Origin of the sequence: Peribacillus sp. NPDC058075 (assembly GCF_042885195.1) — a bacterium.
In the GTDB taxonomy this organism is placed as follows: Bacteria; Bacillota; Bacilli; order Bacillales; family DSM-1321; genus Peribacillus.
Genome location: NZ_JBHVSL010000005.1, coordinates 154,477 through 169,385, shown reverse-complemented (window position 1 = coordinate 169,385; position 14,909 = coordinate 154,477). Strand labels below are relative to the sequence as shown.

Here is a 14,909-nt window from a genome sequence, read left to right as displayed (position 1 = left end):
AGCGAAGAGGTCACACCCGTTCCCATTCCGAACACGGCAGTTAAGCTCTTCAGCGCCGATGGTAGTTGGGGGTTTCCCCCTGTGAGAGTAGGACGTCGCCAAGCAGGTTTTATATGGAGGATTAGCTCAGCTGGGAGAGCATCTGCCTTACAAGCAGAGGGTCGGCGGTTCGATCCCGTCATCCTCCACCATTTTACACCTGCCGGTGTAGCTCAACTGGTAGAGCAACTGACTTGTAATCAGTAGGTTGGGGGTTCAAGTCCTCTTGCCGGCACCATTTTAAGATAAGTACAAGCACGAGCCATTAGCTCAGTTGGTAGAGCATCTGACTTTTAATCAGAGGGTCGAAGGTTCGAATCCTTCATGGCTCACCATTTTATATGCGGGTGTGGCGGAATTGGCAGACGCACCAGACTTAGGATCTGGCGCCGCAAGGCGTGGGGGTTCAAGTCCCTTCACCCGCATCTTTCATGCGGAAGTAGTTCAGTGGTAGAATACAACCTTGCCAAGGTTGGGGTCGCGGGTTCGAATCCCGTCTTCCGCTCCACTTTTCGTATGTGCCGGGGTGGCGGAACTGGCAGACGCACAGGACTTAAAATCCTGCGGTAGGTGACTACCGTACCGGTTCGATTCCGGTCCTCGGCACCATCATAATATGCGCCCGTAGCTCAATTGGATAGAGCATCTGACTACGAATCAGAAGGTTGTAGGTTCGACTCCCGCCGGGCGCACCATGTTTTTATTGCGGGAAGTAGCTCAGCTTGGTAGAGCACTTGGTTTGGGACCAAGGGGTCGCAGGTTCGAATCCTGTCTTCCCGACCACGTGATTTTTAATGAATGGGGCCTTAGCTCAGCTGGGAGAGCGCCTGCCTTGCACGCAGGAGGTCAGCGGTTCGATCCCGCTAGGCTCCACCATTTTTCAATCAGATACTTATATTATATTGGCGGTGTAGCTCAGCTGGCTAGAGCGTACGGTTCATACCCGTGAGGTCGGGGGTTCGATCCCCTCCGCCGCTACCAATAAATATAAGGACCTTTAGCTCAGCTGGTTAGAGCAGACGGCTCATAACCGTCCGGTCGTAGGTTCGAGTCCTACAAGGTCCACCATATTCATTTCTTTAATGCCGTGGAGGTATACCCAAGTTCGGCTGAAGGGATCGGTCTTGAAAACCGACAGGGGAGTCAAATCCCGCGGGGGTTCGAATCCCTCTACCTCCTCCATTTTTTTAAAAAGCAACAAGTTGTTTTTAAACAACCTTACATAGAGGAAGCCAAAAAACGATATACACGAAAACTTGATGCAAATCGTTTCATTATTACCGTCGCGGGGTGGAGCAGTCCGGTAGCTCGTCGGGCTCATAACCCGAAGGTCGCAGGTTCAAATCCTGTCCCCGCAATTATTAGGTCCCGTGGTGTAGCGGTTAACATGCCTGCCTGTCACGCAGGAGATCGCGGGTTCGATTCCCGTCGGGACCGCCATTTTTTAAATTAATACAAATGTGGCTCAGTAGCTCAGTCGGTAGAGCAAAGGACTGAAAATCCTTGTGTCGGCGGTTCGATTCCGTCCTGAGCCACCATATCTTACAAAATTACGGCGATTGTGGCGAAGTGGTTAACGCACCTGATTGTGGTTCAGGCATTCGTGGGTTCGATTCCCATCAGTCGCCCCATTTCGCGGGTGTAGTTTAGTGGTAAAACCTCAGCCTTCCAAGCTGATGATGAGGGTTCGATTCCCTTCACCCGCTCCAAATATGGGCCTATAGCTCAGCTGGTTAGAGCGCACGCCTGATAAGCGTGAGGTCGATGGTTCGAGTCCATTTAGGCCCACCATATTCATATTGTTCCGCAGTAGCTCAGTGGTAGAGCATTCGGCTGTTAACCGAACGGTCGTAGGTTCGAGTCCTACCTGCGGAGCCATGGGGAAGTACTCAAGAGGCTGAAGAGGCGCCCCTGCTAAGGGTGTAGGTCGCGCGAGCGGCGCGAGGGTTCAAATCCCTCCTTCTCCGCCATTTGGCCCGTTGGTCAAGCGGTTAAGACACCGCCCTTTCACGGCGGTAACACGGGTTCGAATCCCGTACGGGTCATAACAAAAAAGGAAGCATACATTCATGTATGCTTCCTTTTTTCATTTCTTTTCATTGATATAACTATCTTTTTGTTTATAAGGAATGTCTCCAAGCTGGGAATCGATATTTTCTTCTTCTAATGTATTTTCATATTCCTTTTGTTTTTTGTTCGGTATATCCACCCTATTTTTTCCTTCGATATCATTTGCTGCAAATCCTTCATAGTCTTCTGGAAATCCATCCGTTTCATCTTCGGTTTTATAAAGATCATTATAATTGTCATGATCGCCGGTGTAATCAGATGGCGTCTCGGATGTACCGAATTTGGCGACTTCACCAAAGCTATCCTCTTTATCCACTATTTCATTTCCATGACGATTTTCAAAATGATCACCCTTGGATGGAATCAGTATTTCCTCCTCCACTGGCCGGTCTTGTGAAAGTGATCGTTCCGGGGCATGCTCGACACAGTAGAGAGTGCTTGGAATCGCTTCAAGCCTCTCGATGGGGATTTCCCTATTGCAGGTTATACAATGGCCATACGAACCTTCTTCCATTGCTTTTAATGCTTCGTCGATTTTCTCCATTTCTGATTGTGCATGCTCATCGAGTGCTTGATTCCGTTCCATCTCGAATAATTCGGTTCCTAGGTCAGCAGGATGATTATCATAAGATGATAATTCCCCTACTGATTCCGTCTGGCTTTTATCCAGAACGGATTGTTCATCATTTTGAATTCTACTACTTAACTCATTTTTTTCTTGAAGCAGTTCCTTTTTTAATTTCTGCGTTTGTTGTTTCGTTGCCATATCCTATTCACTCCTTCTATAGTCCAAATCTCATTTTATATTGGTAAGATGGTTGTATTATCTATTACCCGAATCGGAGTATAGGAAAACAATATGCAATGGAATACAGAAAAAAGGACTGAGCGGATGAGCTCAGTCCTCGGAGATTAGATAAAATAACTGATGAATAATCCAATGGCCATGAGTAAGCCAAAGAAGGTGTTCGTTTGGGCCGTGGCTTTCATTGCCGGGACCATTGTGATCGGCTGCGTTTTGCCTACGAAGCCTTTGATTGCGGCCATGGCCTTCGGTATGCTAAGGAAGGCAAGGAGAATCCACGCCGTTACGCTTCCGGTAAGAACTAGCCCAACAAGCCATAGATAACAGAAAGCGAACATGATTGCCATGAATGTCAGGGCGTTTTTCCTGCCCATCACTACTGGCATCGTTTTGCGGCCATGTGCCTTATCCCCATCGTGGTCACGAAGGTTATTGGATAAGTTGATCAACCCGACCAAAACCCCACTTGGAATGGCGATTAAGATGGCTGTTGAAGAAACATCACCGGTTTGAATGAAAAAGGCGATCAGGATTATCAAAAAGCCCATGAACAATCCAGAAAAAAGTTCCCCGAATGGTGTATATGAAATGGGCAGGGGACCGCCTGTATAAAGATAGCCGACAAGCATGCAAACCAGTCCGACTGCAGCAAGCCACCAAGATGATGCGGCACAAATATAGATTCCAATTATCAAGGCGATGGCATACATGCCAAGGGCCAAGCTCATGATTAGTTTGGGGGTCATCCCATGACGGACGATCCCGCCGCCGATGCCTACGGATTCCTCCGTATCCAAGCCTCTCTTGAAATCATAGTATTCATTGAATAAATTGGTTGCAGCTTGAATCAGGATACTGGCAATCATCATGGCAGCGAATAGTAACCAATTCACTCCATCTTCCAAAAGTGCAATCACAGTTCCAAGTAAGACTGGTACAAAAGCTGCGGTTAGTGTATGTGGACGAATTAACTCCCACCAAATCTTCCAGGTCCGTTTAAGGGGAAGTCCGTCGTATTCTGTTTGCATTATTTCTCTCCTCAAAATCATTATTGGTTCTCTCGAAATTATAACAAATATTGAAATGTTGCACAAAAGGTTATCCTAATAAATGCAGGAAAAGTGGGTAAGGGTGATAATAGGAATTCCTGGATGATCCATTTCCAAAATCAAGGATATTTCTCTACATTCGCTAAGAATCATATAATAAGGAAAAAAGCAGGAAAGAATCGTTCGGCAAAGGGGCGTTTTATTGACATGGGGTTCAAGTGAGGTGTATCTTTAAATAGGTTAAAAAGCTTTTAAAATGTACATTTGGGGGGATTTTTTTGGCTATCTCAGAGGAAACTGAACAGTTTCAGGGACTGGCTTCAGCTATACAAAAGGCGAAGGACTTGAATGATCAAGTTCTATTCAGTCATATTAAGAAGATTAAATGCAACAACCCCCTTTCATTTTATCAAGCTGGAAGAGAACGGTACGCGGGTGAACGCTTTTTCTGGGAGGACCCTGCAAAGGAGATAACCATCACCGGTTTAGGCAATGTTAAGAAACTCAAAGCGGCATCGAATGCCGAACGTTACAGAGAAGTCGAAAAGAGCTGGATCAAACTGCAGAATAATGCTGTCAAAACAGGAGTGACCGATGTAGAAGCGACAGGTCCTTTACTGTTTGGGGGCTTTTCTTTTGATTATGAAACTGACAGTACGCTCCTTTGGAATCAGTTCGGGGACAACCTTTTTTATATACCCGCTTTCATGCTGTCAATAGTGGGGAAACAAGCTTACTTAACGACAAACTTACTTTGTTCGCCTGATGATTCAGAAAAACTCTTCATAGATATGATAAATGAACGGGAAGCTTTCCTTTTCGAAAGCGTGGATGGCAATGGATTGGGTGCAAATTCCCTGGTTATGCAGAGGGAAGTCGAACCTGAGGAATGGAAACGGACGGTCGCAGAGGCTGTTCAGGAAATCAAGACGACAAATCTCGACAAAATCGTTTTGGCAAGGGAGCTTCGGCTTGGTTTTGAACATTCCATTGATTCAGGGAAAGTGCTTGAACAATTGCTTGCTGAGCAGCCATTGAGTTATATTTTCAGTTTGGAAGCTGGTGGTGACTGTTTTGTCGGTGCCACCCCTGAACGTTTAATTAAGAAACAGGGAAATGAAGTTTTTTCTACCTGTCTTGCTGGATCGATGGGACGAGGGAAAGATGAGCAGGAAGATGTTTGTCTTGGTGAAGAATTGCTTCATGACCAAAAGAATTTACAAGAGCATCAATATGTCGTGTCGATGATATCGAATGCCTTTGATTCAGTATGCGAAAAGGTGATGGTCCCGGCCGGACCGACACTTATGAAAAACCGCCATATCCAGCATTTGTACACTCCGGTCCGCGGTATATCAAAGGAAGGTGTCACGATTTTTGAATTTGTCGAGAGTCTCCACCCAACACCTGCTATGGGCGGACTTCCCAAAGAAAAGGCCGTTGTCCGAATCAGGGAAATGGAAGGTCTGGAACGTGGCTTTTATGCGGGTCCTTTAGGCTGGGTGGATACGTATGGAAACGGGGAATTCGCTGTCGGGATCCGTTCTGCACTAATACAGAACAATGAGGCATCGCTCTTTGCCGGATGCGGAGTAGTGGAAGATTCGACTCCCGAAAGTGAATACCGGGAAACGGGGATTAAATTCAATCCGATGTTAAGTGCTTTAGGAGGAAATCTTAATGAATGACCGAGATGCATTGACAGCTTATGCTGCTTCATTCGTCGATGAGCTGGCACAAAATGAGGTGAAGCATGTGGTGGTGAGCCCTGGTTCACGATCCACACCCCTGGCTTTGTTGCTGGTGGAACATCCTGATATCGAAATTCATATTAATGTGGATGAGCGTTCGGCTGCTTTTTTTGCCCTTGGTTTGGCTAAGGCCCTAAAAGAACCTATCGGACTTCTTTGTACGTCAGGTACAGCCGCCGCAAACTATTACCCAGCCGTCATTGAGGCTTTCTATTCAAGAGTGCCGCTTATTGTACTTACCGCTGACCGCCCGCATGAATTGCGTGATGTCGGAGCCCCGCAGGCGATCGATCAGATACACCTTTACGGGAGACATGTTAAATGGTTTGTCGAAATGGCACTTCCTGAAAGCACGGATGGGATGATGCGGTATGCCAGAACGGTCGGTGCAAGGGCAGTGGCAACAGCTGCAGCCGAGCCGGCAGGGCCTGTACATTTGAATTTCCCGCTTCGAGAACCATTGATACCGGATTTGGAGAAAGCAAAGGAATGCAGGCAAAATAAAATGACGCCTGCAGTGTTGATTGACAGTGGAGAACTGTCATTGTCATCATCACAAATAGAAGCTGTCGCAACTACATTGTCACAAGCTAAGCAAGGTATGATTGTATGTGGCGAATTACCTCATCCAGAGATGAAGGAAGCCATCGTCGCATTAGCGGAAAAACTTGCTTTTCCGGTACTGGCTGATCCTCTTTCACAGTTAAGGAGCGGAAGTCATGACAAGGCCGTCATCATTGATGCGTACGATACGTTTCTACGCGATGAAACGGCAAAAGCGGCTTTCAGGCCGGAAGTGATCTTGCGATTCGGAGCAATGCCTGTTTCTAAACCGTTATTGTTATTCATGAAAGAACAAAAACAGGCAATCACTTTGGTCGTCGATGGCGGAGCAGGCTGGCGCGAACCAGCGGGATTGGCAACGAATATGATTTACAGCGAAGAGAAAGATTTTTGTCTGCGAATCGCTGAAAGCATTACTTCCTCCCCTGATGATGAATGGCTTCGCTTATGGCAAACCGTCAACGGTGCGACGAAGGAGGCCTTAGCCTCCGTCAGAGATGAAGCGGAGTTAAGCGAAGGCAAGCTGTTCGCCCTGCTTGCCGATATGATGCCGTTGGAATCGACGTTGTTTGTCGGGAATAGTATGCCCATACGTGATTTGGATACTTTCTTTTTGAATAATGGAAAAGGAATCAAAACCATTGCAAATCGCGGGGCAAATGGCATCGATGGTGTCGTTTCCACTGCGCTTGGCGTAAGCACGGTATCAAAAAATACAGTGCTGGCAATTGGGGATTTAAGCTTTTACCATGATATGAATGGCTTGCTTGCTGCAAAGCTTCAAAAACAAAATATCACGATATTGCTGGTTAATAATGATGGCGGCGGCATTTTCTCCTTCTTGCCGCAGGCGAATGATAGGGAACATTTCGAAACGCTATTCGGCACGCCTCATGGGCTTGATTTTTCCCATACGGCCGAGCTTTATGGCGGTAAATACAACAAGGTTCAAAATTGGGATGAGTTAGAGAAGGTATTTACAGAGTCATTCGAAATCGAAGGACTCAAAATCATTGAAGTTCCGACAGAAAGAGAGTCGAATCTACAAAAACATCGAATTTTGTGGAGCTTTGTTTCCCAGGAAATAAAAATGGTGTTAGATAGGGAAATATCATGAATATTGTCAGTAATGATGTCAATTATGCTGTTGAAATAACGGGAAATGGAGATCCTCTAGTACTTTTACATGGATTTACGGGAAATCGGGATACATGGAAATTCCTCATTCCGCTACTGAGTGACAGGTATACGTTAATCATGGTCGATATCATCGGTCATGGTATGTCTGCGTCACCAGCCGATCATCGAAGGTATGAAATGGAGCGTGTCGCTGAGGATATCAAGTATATTCTGGATGTGTTACATTTCCCGAAAGCCCATATCCTTGGATACTCGATGGGCGGAAGGCTCGGATTGGGATTTGCCTGTTTGTTTCCTGAGTATGTTGACACATTGATATTGGAGAGCGCTTCACCGGGCCTTTTAACAGAAGGGGAACGTGAAGTGCGAAGGGAAAATGATCGGAAGCTTGCCGAAAGGATTCTTGAAAATGGCATGGAAGCGTTTGTGGATCAATGGGAAAACATCCCTTTGTTTGAAAGTCAAAAACGGTTGTCGGCCAAAACCAGGTCAGCCATTCGGGAGCAGCGGTTGGCAAATAGTCCTGCCGGCCTTTCCAATAGCCTTCTTGGTATGGGGACCGGCAGTCAGGCTTCATACTGGGAACAACTGCAAACCCTTGATTTCCCTGTGCTCCTTGTAACTGGTGAACTTGACCGGAAGTTTTGTCGAATTGCGGACTCGATGAAAAAAAAGCTGAAGCGGGTCGAATGGAAAATAATAAATGATGCGGGACATGCGATTCATGTGGAAGTTGGAGAAAAGTTTGGTAAAATAATAAGTGAGTTCTTAAAGCGAAATAAAAGGAGGAATTAAGGTGACGATTCAATGGGAAACAATACGTGAGTATGATGAAATTTTGTATGAAAAATATAACGGGATTGCGAAAGTGTCCATCAATCGACCACATGTACATAATGCATTCACGCCAAAAACGACTGCTGAAATGATTGATGCATTCGCAAGAGCGCGTGATGATTCCAGCATTGGTGTCATTATTTTAACAGGTGTAGGCGGCAAAGCATTCTGTTCAGGCGGAGACCAAAAAGTACGCGGAAATGGGGGATATGTGGGTGAAGATAACATTCCGCGTCTAAATGTTCTTGATTTACAACGTTTGATTCGCGTCATTCCAAAACCAGTCGTAGCCATGGTTGCAGGATATGCAATTGGTGGCGGTAATGTCTTGAACGTGGTATGTGACTTGACGATTGCTGCTGACAATGCGATTTTCGGACAAACTGGACCGAATGTAGGAAGCTTTGATGCTGGTTATGGTTCTGGTTACCTTGCACGTATCGTGGGTCATAAAAAGGCGCGTGAAATCTGGTACCTATGCCGTCAATACAATGCACAGGAAGCATTGGATATGGGATTGGTCAACACAGTCGTACCATTAGACCAATTAGAAGCGGAAACGGTTAAATGGTGTGAAGAAATGCTTGAGAAGAGCCCTACTGCACTCCGTTTCTTGAAAGCGGCAATGAACGCTGATACGGATGGCCTTGCAGGTCTTCAACAATTGGCTGGTGACGCTACACTTTTATACTATACAACAGAAGAAGCAAAAGAAGGCCGCGATGCATTCAAAGAAAAGCGCACTCCGGACTTTGGGCAATTCCCTCGTTTCCCTTAATGAAACGCGTGAATCGATGAGACTGACAGCTTGGCGGAAAATCGCCGGGCTGTTTTCTATATCAAAATGGAAGAGGGTAAGCAGCAATGGCAGAAGAAAAGTTGCCGAACTGGCTGAAAAATCGGGCGCATCTTTCACCGGGGCGCCCGGCAATCGAGTTTGAAGGTCATACGTATAGCTTTCTTGAACTGCATACATTATCGGAGAAGATGGCTGGTAAGCTGGCAAGCATTGGTCTGGGCTCCGGTGATTCATGCGCGGTTTTGCTCCGCAACCATATTGATGGTGTTGTCGTTATCCATGCACTATTTTATCTCGGTGTGAAGATTGTGATGCTGAATAATAAGTTAACGGCAAAAGAGCTGTCCTGGCAGATTGGGGATAGTGGGACTGCCTATTTGGTTTCAGAAGGTGCCTTCTCCGACAAACTTTCTGATATTGATGAGATTCTCCCGGAATTGAACCTTCATTTAATGGAAGAATTGCCGAATGAAGGCACGGCGGAGATACTTCAAGAGTTTTACCTTGAGGATACCGCTACGATCATGTATACATCAGGTACGACAGGAAATCCAAAGGGTGTGATCCAAACATTCGGCAACCATTGGTGGAGTGCAGTAGGGTCGGTTCTGAACCTCGGATTGCATGAGGAGGATTCTTGGTATTGTGCGGTTCCGATCTTTCATATTAGCGGTTTATCCATTCTGATGAAAAACGTGATTTATGGCATGAAAGTCGTTTTGGCGGAACGATTCGATGAACGGGAAGCAAACCGGAGCATTCAGGAAAATGGCGTGACGATCATTTCGGTCGTGACGGCCATGCTGAATAGGATGGTTCAGGATTTGAAGGGAACAAGCTATCCAAAAACCTTTCGCTGTTTCCTGTTGGGCGGCGGCCCTGCACCCGTCCATTTACTTGAAGCCTGTAAGGAGAAGGGGATTCCCGTCTATCAAACATATGGGATGACCGAAACGTCTTCACAGATTGTGACACTGGCACCGGAGTATAGCATGTCAAAAATCGGATCAGCTGGGAAACCTTTGTTTCCTTCACAGTTACGGATAGAGAAAGACGGCACGATGTGTGAACCGGGTGCAGTGGGCGAAATCGTGGTTTCAGGTCCGAATGTCACGAAAGGTTATTTTAATCGAATGGATGCTACACAGCAGGCGATTACCGATGGATGGCTTTATACCGGGGATCTTGGTTATCTTGATGAGGAAGGCTTTTTATATGTACTTGACCGACGTTCGGATTTAATCATCTCTGGCGGCGAAAATGTCTATCCGGCCGAGATTGAGAACGTCCTCAGTATGCATCCTGATGTTTTCGAAGCGGGAGTGACTGGGACTGATGATGAAAAGTGGGGACAGGTCCCGCTTGCTTTTGTCGTCTTGCAACAAGGTGCAGAGCTTGATGAGAGTGAACTGTTGGAATATTGCAGGGGATATTTAGCATCCTATAAGCTTCCCCGGAACGTGATTTTTTGTAAGGAGCTTCCCCGTAATGGCGCAAGCAAGCTTCTGAGACGAGAACTGAAGAAGGAAATGGGGGAAGGGCAATGAGGTTATCCTCCATTACCCTAAAGCTTATTAAGGCTCCTTTAAAACGGCCATTCAAGACGCATCTCGAAACGGTAAGCGATCGGGAAGTGATCATTGTCGAAGCCATGGATAAGGATGGGTTTATTGGATACGGTGAAGCTGTACCTTTTACAAGTCCTTGGTATACCGAGGAAACGATCAAAACCTGCTTTCATATATTGGAGGACTTCTTAATCCCGTTGACATTGGCCAGTCAGGTCAAACATCCCGATGAGCTGCCGAACCTATGGAGCGGAATCCGGCGGAATGGGATGGCGAAGTCAGCTTTAGAGCAGGCAATCCTCGATTTATATGCGAAGCAGAAAGGAGTCTACCTCGGACGGCTGATGGGCGGCGAACGAAGTGAAGTGGCCGCTGGTGTAGTCGTTGCATCCAATGATATTGAAGATGCGATGCGCCAGATAGAGGATTTTTCCGGATCTGGTTATCAGCGTTACAAAATAAAAATCAATCCTCAAAATGATCTGGAGTTTTTAGCGGAAATCCGTCGGGCTCATCCTCATATCCCGCTCATGGCAGATGCCAATTCAGCGTACACTCTTGATGACATCACCCACCTTCAGAAACTTGATGTGTTTAAGCTGATGATGATTGAACAGCCGCTGGGACATGACGACATTGTGGAACATTCCTTTTTGCAGAAACAGTTGCAGACACCCATTTGCCTTGATGAAAGCATAAATTCATTTCATGATGCCAAAAGTGCGCTGTCGCTCCAGAGCTGTGGGGTGATCAGCATTAAGATGGCTAAAGTCGGCGGCTGGATGGAAGCTGTAAGAATCCATGATCTATGTCTGAGGAATGATGTGCCGGTTTGGTGCGGCGGTATGATTGAATTTGGGATTTCACGTGCACATAATATTGCACTTGCCACATTAAAAGGATTCACGATTCCCGGGGATATATCATCTTCATCCCGTTATTGGGATGAAGATATAATAGATCCTGAAGTACTTGTCGAAAATGGCATGATCCAAGTTCCCGATAAAGCTGGAATCGGTTTTGCCATCAATGAAAAGCGGCTAAAGGAACTGACTGCATATAGTAAGTTGTACAGGTGAAAACATCAAAGAGGTGCATTGCCCACCTCTTTTGACCAAATTTGATAATCCTCTCACTCCTCTCACTCCCCTTGTCTATGTAACTCACCCAATTAGAATTTTCTTGGACGGAAACCCCACCCTTTTGGAAAATGATTTTAATAGGAAACTAACAAATCAGTTCTTTGTGTTTCCTGTTAAAACTCTTACTAAATTGAAGAAATTTACGACACTTCTGCCGGATAACCGGCTAGCCAAGATCCCGCTAGATGCTTGCTTAGATGAGGCCTGGCAGACAGTCGGCGGAAAGGGAACGAATGACTGAAATCAACCAGCAACTTTTTTTTGAGGTTTTGTAAAATTTGATCGTTGATTGGAACGTAAACTCGCTTTCCGCGGGCTCCCTTGACATGCTTTTCCCGCGGGAGTCTCGTACCCTCCATTCCAAGAATGATCTTTAGAAAAAACTCTAGGTAAGCTGGATTTACTTCGAGTTTGTCTACAGTCTGCAACTACTTTTTGTTCTCCAGTATTCCATGTATAAAACGTGATTTTAGAGAAGGAAAATCATTTAAATGGCCGGATAGATCATAATTTTTTTTCGGAAAATGGGGCTTTGTCTATTTTTTCTTTATTGGATTATTTTGTATAATGAGATTAAAAGAATGGCAACCAAGGGAAAGGGAGGGGAGAGTGTATGAAGAAAAAACCGTACCTTATTGCGGAGATTCTACTAAAAAGGGGCATGCCGGACTATGTCATTAAAGAAGTGACGGCATTGAAAGAGTGTGAGCTGTTTCTTTTGAAGAGAAAGTGGGGCCTATATGACCGGAAGACAGGTGCGTAAAGAGTAAAAGTAAAAAGGGAACCGTTTCGAGCCGGTCCCCATGCGTTTTAAGGTTTTTTAAGCCGGTATCTATTGACTGGACGGCCTATGCTGCCATATTGTACGTCAAGCTGAAGGACTTCTTCGCCATGCAAGTATTCAAGATAGCGCCTTGCTGTAACTCTGGCGATTCCAATCCCATCAGCCACTTCTTCTGCAGATAGTGACCCAGGCTGGGTCTTTATGAACTTCGTAACCTGCTCAAGAGTCGCGCCATTCAATCCTTTGGGAACATCATATTTCCGACTCGCTTCAGAATGTGTTTTATGTTGAAAAAGAATTCGGTCGAGCTGGGTTTGAGATATTTGATGGTCAGGTTCAACCTCCATCCGAAAAGCGAAGTATTGTTCCAGCGTATGTTTAAGCCTATCGAATTTAAATGGCTTGATTAAATAGTCAAAAGCCCCATTCTGCATCATTTTTCTGATCGTTTTCTGATCATTTGCCGCTGAAATGATGATGACATCCACATCCATTTGCTCTTTTCTGATTTGATAAAGTGTATCAACCCCGTTTAAAGATGGCATGAAGATGTCCAAAATGACCAGGTCGGGTTTAGACTGCCTGATTTTTTCCAGCCCTTCAAGCCCATTTGAAGCTGTATCAACGACTTTAAAGGCAGGCAGGCGCTCGATGAATTGTTTGTTGACCTCTTGGACCATGGGGTCATCTTCAATTAAAAGTACACGAATTTCGTTAGTCATTTTGGTTCTCCTCTATATCGTGCATCGGAAAAGAAAGAAAAAAGCTTGTTCCTTCGTCAGGGAGTGTCGTGAATTTCATTTCGCCGTTCGCTTTTTTTACAATTTGGTCTATTAGATAAAGACCAATTCCTGATCCTTCCGCACCTTTTGTTGTAAAACCATACTCGAATATATCTTTATGAATGTCTTCTGGAATGCCGGGTCCATTATCCTCAAGCACAATTTGACAATGACGTTCATCCTGGTAGATGGATAGATAAACCTGTTTTGTTTCCTCTGAACAATGCTTTAGCGCTGCAAATGAATTTTCGATCAGGTTTCCGATTATCAATACAAAATCGTGATGATCCAAATCAGCGGGGAAGCGGTCCAATTTCGTGTGCTTGTCCATGATGAGCTCGATTCCGAGTTCCCTACCCAAGGAAATCTTACTTAATATCAGCCCCACTAAATTATCATCGTGAATGTGCTTCGTTAAAAACCTGGTCAATTCCTCTTGTTCTTCCGTGATCTGAAAAATGTAATGCAGCGCTTCGTCAAGATTTCCTAGCTGGATCAAACCTGCTATCGTATGAAGTTTGTTCATATGTTCATGGTTTTGAACGCGCAGAGCTTCAACGAATGCTTTGACACTAGTCAACTCTTCAGCTAGCTTCGTCACATCGGTGCGATCCTGGAAAATGGCCACCGCACCGATCGTTTTATCCGCAATCTTTATCGGTACCCGGTTGCTTACAATATTCCTGTTTTGAACCGAGATCTCCTGATTAAAGATGGGAGATGTCCGGTCAAGCACTTCCGGGAGACGGGTATCGTGTATAATATCATTGATATTCTTACCAATGACCGCACCGTTAATATTGAATATTTGCTTAGCCTTTTCATTGAAAATCGTGATTGTCTGATTTTTATCTATGGCGATCACCCCTTCATGCATCGCATTGAAAGCGGCTGTCCTTTCAACTAACATCCGTGAAATTTCATGTGGTTCAAGTTGGAAGGTCTCTTTTTTTATCCTTCTTGCCATGAGCCATGAGCCGCATACACCGAATAAAAGTGTAAGGACCAGGATAATCGCGATTTCACCTTTCAAGTCCTTGATTAATTCCGGTATCGTAGGCAAGATATTCCCAACCAGTACGACGCCGATTTGCTCTCTATCTTTATCAAGGATCGGGACAAAGGCGCGGATGGAAATGCCAAGTTCGCCAGCGGCCTTTGAAAGGTATTCGTGTTCAGCGAACGCAGCGCTTTCGTCGCTGCTGCCAGAAGGGGTCCCCAATTGACTAAACACCGGGTGGGAATAGCGTATATGCTGATTGTTGAGTACAACTATATAATCCGCTTGATGGATTTTCCTTAAGTTTTCAATAATCGGATTAAGCTCAGTCCATCCTTCAGGCTTACGAACCAATTTTTGTACTTCAGGGAGTTCGGCGATAGTATGGGCAGTGATCATGGAGCGTTTGCCTATTTCATCCTCCCTGACCGAAACGATATTTCCGAATATAAAAATCCCGCCTATTAGTATCGAAAAAGCGACGATTACGAATGATAGCAGGGTGATTTTAATTTGAATGGGCATATGAAAGGATTTATCCATTGTTTTTCCTCCATTACTTCTATACTTTATAGTAAC

Annotated in this window: 12 protein-coding genes, 21 tRNA genes and 1 rRNA gene; 30 read left to right on the top strand and 4 right to left on the bottom strand. The window is 45.3% G+C overall.

Features of this window, described 5'->3' with window-relative positions; translation table 11 throughout:
* From rrf to ACFVS1_RS24255, 22 genes are all read left to right on the top strand, one after another.
* Positions 1–104 (top strand): 5S ribosomal RNA (gene rrf / locus ACFVS1_RS24360); the annotation flags it as partial.
* Positions 105–115: 11 nt separating this feature from the next.
* Positions 116–191: transfer RNA gene (locus ACFVS1_RS24355), tRNA-Val, on the top strand.
* 10 nt (positions 192–201) lie between these two features.
* Positions 202–277, top strand: a tRNA-Thr gene (locus ACFVS1_RS24350).
* 21 nt (positions 278–298) lie between these two features.
* A tRNA-Lys gene (locus ACFVS1_RS24345) sits at positions 299–374 on the top strand.
* Positions 375–382: 8 nt separating this feature from the next.
* Positions 383–464 (top strand) — tRNA-Leu (locus tag ACFVS1_RS24340).
* 8 nt (positions 465–472) lie between these two features.
* Positions 473–547: transfer RNA gene (locus ACFVS1_RS24335), tRNA-Gly, on the top strand.
* 12 nt (positions 548–559) lie between these two features.
* Positions 560–648, top strand: a tRNA-Leu gene (locus ACFVS1_RS24330).
* Positions 649–657: 9 nt separating this feature from the next.
* Positions 658–734 (top strand) — tRNA-Arg (locus ACFVS1_RS24325).
* A gap of 11 nt (positions 735–745) precedes the next feature.
* Positions 746–822 (top strand) — tRNA-Pro (locus ACFVS1_RS24320).
* 17 nt (positions 823–839) lie between these two features.
* Positions 840–915: transfer RNA gene (locus ACFVS1_RS24315), tRNA-Ala, on the top strand.
* Between the two features lie 28 nt (positions 916–943).
* A tRNA-Met gene (locus ACFVS1_RS24310) sits at positions 944–1,020 on the top strand.
* 10 nt (positions 1,021–1,030) lie between these two features.
* Positions 1,031–1,107: transfer RNA gene (locus ACFVS1_RS24305), tRNA-Ile, on the top strand.
* Between the two features lie 21 nt (positions 1,108–1,128).
* Positions 1,129–1,221: transfer RNA gene (locus ACFVS1_RS24300), tRNA-Ser, on the top strand.
* A 102-nt stretch (positions 1,222–1,323) separates the two neighbouring features.
* Positions 1,324–1,397 (top strand) — tRNA-Met (locus tag ACFVS1_RS24295).
* 6 nt (positions 1,398–1,403) lie between these two features.
* Positions 1,404–1,479, top strand: a tRNA-Asp gene (locus ACFVS1_RS24290).
* 22 nt (positions 1,480–1,501) lie between these two features.
* Positions 1,502–1,577 (top strand) — tRNA-Phe (locus ACFVS1_RS24285).
* Positions 1,578–1,594: 17 nt separating this feature from the next.
* A tRNA-His gene (locus ACFVS1_RS24280) sits at positions 1,595–1,670 on the top strand.
* A 4-nt stretch (positions 1,671–1,674) separates the two neighbouring features.
* Positions 1,675–1,748, top strand: a tRNA-Gly gene (locus tag ACFVS1_RS24275).
* Positions 1,749–1,753: 5 nt separating this feature from the next.
* A tRNA-Ile gene (locus tag ACFVS1_RS24270) sits at positions 1,754–1,830 on the top strand.
* A 12-nt stretch (positions 1,831–1,842) separates the two neighbouring features.
* Positions 1,843–1,917 (top strand) — tRNA-Asn (locus tag ACFVS1_RS24265).
* Position 1,918: 1 nt separating this feature from the next.
* Positions 1,919–2,009, top strand: a tRNA-Ser gene (locus tag ACFVS1_RS24260).
* Between the two features lie 3 nt (positions 2,010–2,012).
* A tRNA-Glu gene (locus ACFVS1_RS24255) sits at positions 2,013–2,084 on the top strand.
* Between the two features lie 41 nt (positions 2,085–2,125).
* Here ACFVS1_RS24255 and ACFVS1_RS24250 read toward each other — a convergent pair.
* Together ACFVS1_RS24250 and ACFVS1_RS24245 are read right to left on the bottom strand one after the other, a co-directional pair.
* Entirely contained in the window at positions 2,126–2,875 is a 750-nt protein-coding gene (locus ACFVS1_RS24250; RefSeq protein ID WP_352926038.1) for a TraR/DksA C4-type zinc finger protein, read from the bottom strand.
* 146 nt (positions 2,876–3,021) lie between these two features.
* The gene (locus ACFVS1_RS24245; protein ID WP_387551424.1) at positions 3,022–3,942 is read right to left on the bottom strand and encodes a 1,4-dihydroxy-2-naphthoate polyprenyltransferase; all 921 of its coding nucleotides are present in this window, start codon (positions 3,940–3,942) and stop codon (positions 3,022–3,024) included.
* 299 nt (positions 3,943–4,241) lie between these two features.
* Here ACFVS1_RS24245 and ACFVS1_RS24240 point away from each other — a divergent pair, with 299 nt between their 5' ends.
* The 8 genes from ACFVS1_RS24240 (at position 4,242) to ACFVS1_RS24205 (ending at position 12,527) form a co-directional block, all read left to right on the top strand.
* On the top strand, positions 4,242–5,651 hold the full coding sequence (locus ACFVS1_RS24240; protein ID WP_387551421.1) for an isochorismate synthase: 1,410 nt from the start codon (positions 4,242–4,244) through the stop codon (positions 5,649–5,651).
* Complete coding sequence (menD, locus tag ACFVS1_RS24235; RefSeq protein ID WP_387551418.1) at positions 5,644–7,395, top strand: 2-succinyl-5-enolpyruvyl-6-hydroxy-3-cyclohexene-1-carboxylic-acid synthase; 1,752 nt, start codon at positions 5,644–5,646, stop codon at positions 7,393–7,395. Before ACFVS1_RS24240 ends, menD begins: the two co-directional genes overlap by 8 nt.
* Positions 7,392–8,213: a 2-succinyl-6-hydroxy-2,4-cyclohexadiene-1-carboxylate synthase gene (gene menH / locus ACFVS1_RS24230; RefSeq protein ID WP_387551415.1), complete on the top strand. Its 822-nt coding sequence runs from the start codon at positions 7,392–7,394 to the stop codon at positions 8,211–8,213. The genes menD and menH overlap by 4 nt, the downstream gene beginning before the upstream one ends.
* A 7-nt stretch (positions 8,214–8,220) precedes the next feature.
* Positions 8,221–9,033 carry a 1,4-dihydroxy-2-naphthoyl-CoA synthase gene (gene menB / locus ACFVS1_RS24225; protein ID WP_370029151.1) on the top strand — a complete coding sequence of 271 codons (813 nt, stop codon included), beginning with the start codon at positions 8,221–8,223 and terminating at the stop codon, positions 9,031–9,033.
* An 86-nt stretch (positions 9,034–9,119) separates the two neighbouring features.
* Positions 9,120–10,601: an o-succinylbenzoate--CoA ligase gene (locus tag ACFVS1_RS24220; protein ID WP_387551412.1), complete on the top strand. Its 1,482-nt coding sequence runs from the start codon at positions 9,120–9,122 to the stop codon at positions 10,599–10,601.
* Positions 10,598–11,701, top strand: a complete 1,104-nt coding sequence (menC, locus tag ACFVS1_RS24215) for an o-succinylbenzoate synthase (protein WP_387551409.1) — start codon at positions 10,598–10,600, stop codon at positions 11,699–11,701. Before ACFVS1_RS24220 ends, menC begins: the two co-directional genes overlap by 4 nt.
* Positions 11,702–11,732: 31 nt before the next feature.
* Complete coding sequence (locus ACFVS1_RS24210) at positions 11,733–12,005, top strand: hypothetical protein (RefSeq protein ID WP_387551406.1); 273 nt, start codon at positions 11,733–11,735, stop codon at positions 12,003–12,005.
* Positions 12,006–12,377: 372 nt separating this feature from the next.
* On the top strand, positions 12,378–12,527 hold the full coding sequence (locus ACFVS1_RS24205; protein WP_352926052.1) for a hypothetical protein: 150 nt from the start codon (positions 12,378–12,380) through the stop codon (positions 12,525–12,527).
* Between the two features lie 47 nt (positions 12,528–12,574).
* On the opposite strand, the gene ACFVS1_RS24200 is transcribed toward ACFVS1_RS24205, so the two are convergent.
* Both ACFVS1_RS24200 and ACFVS1_RS24195 read right to left on the bottom strand, forming a co-directional pair.
* Positions 12,575–13,270 carry a response regulator gene (locus tag ACFVS1_RS24200; RefSeq protein WP_352926054.1) on the bottom strand — a complete coding sequence of 232 codons (696 nt, stop codon included), beginning with the start codon at positions 13,268–13,270 and terminating at the stop codon, positions 12,575–12,577.
* Positions 13,263–14,873 carry an ATP-binding protein gene (locus ACFVS1_RS24195; RefSeq protein WP_387551401.1) on the bottom strand — a complete coding sequence of 537 codons (1,611 nt, stop codon included), beginning with the start codon at positions 14,871–14,873 and terminating at the stop codon, positions 13,263–13,265. The genes ACFVS1_RS24200 and ACFVS1_RS24195 overlap by 8 nt, the downstream gene beginning before the upstream one ends.
* Between the last annotated feature and the right edge of the window lie 36 nt (positions 14,874–14,909).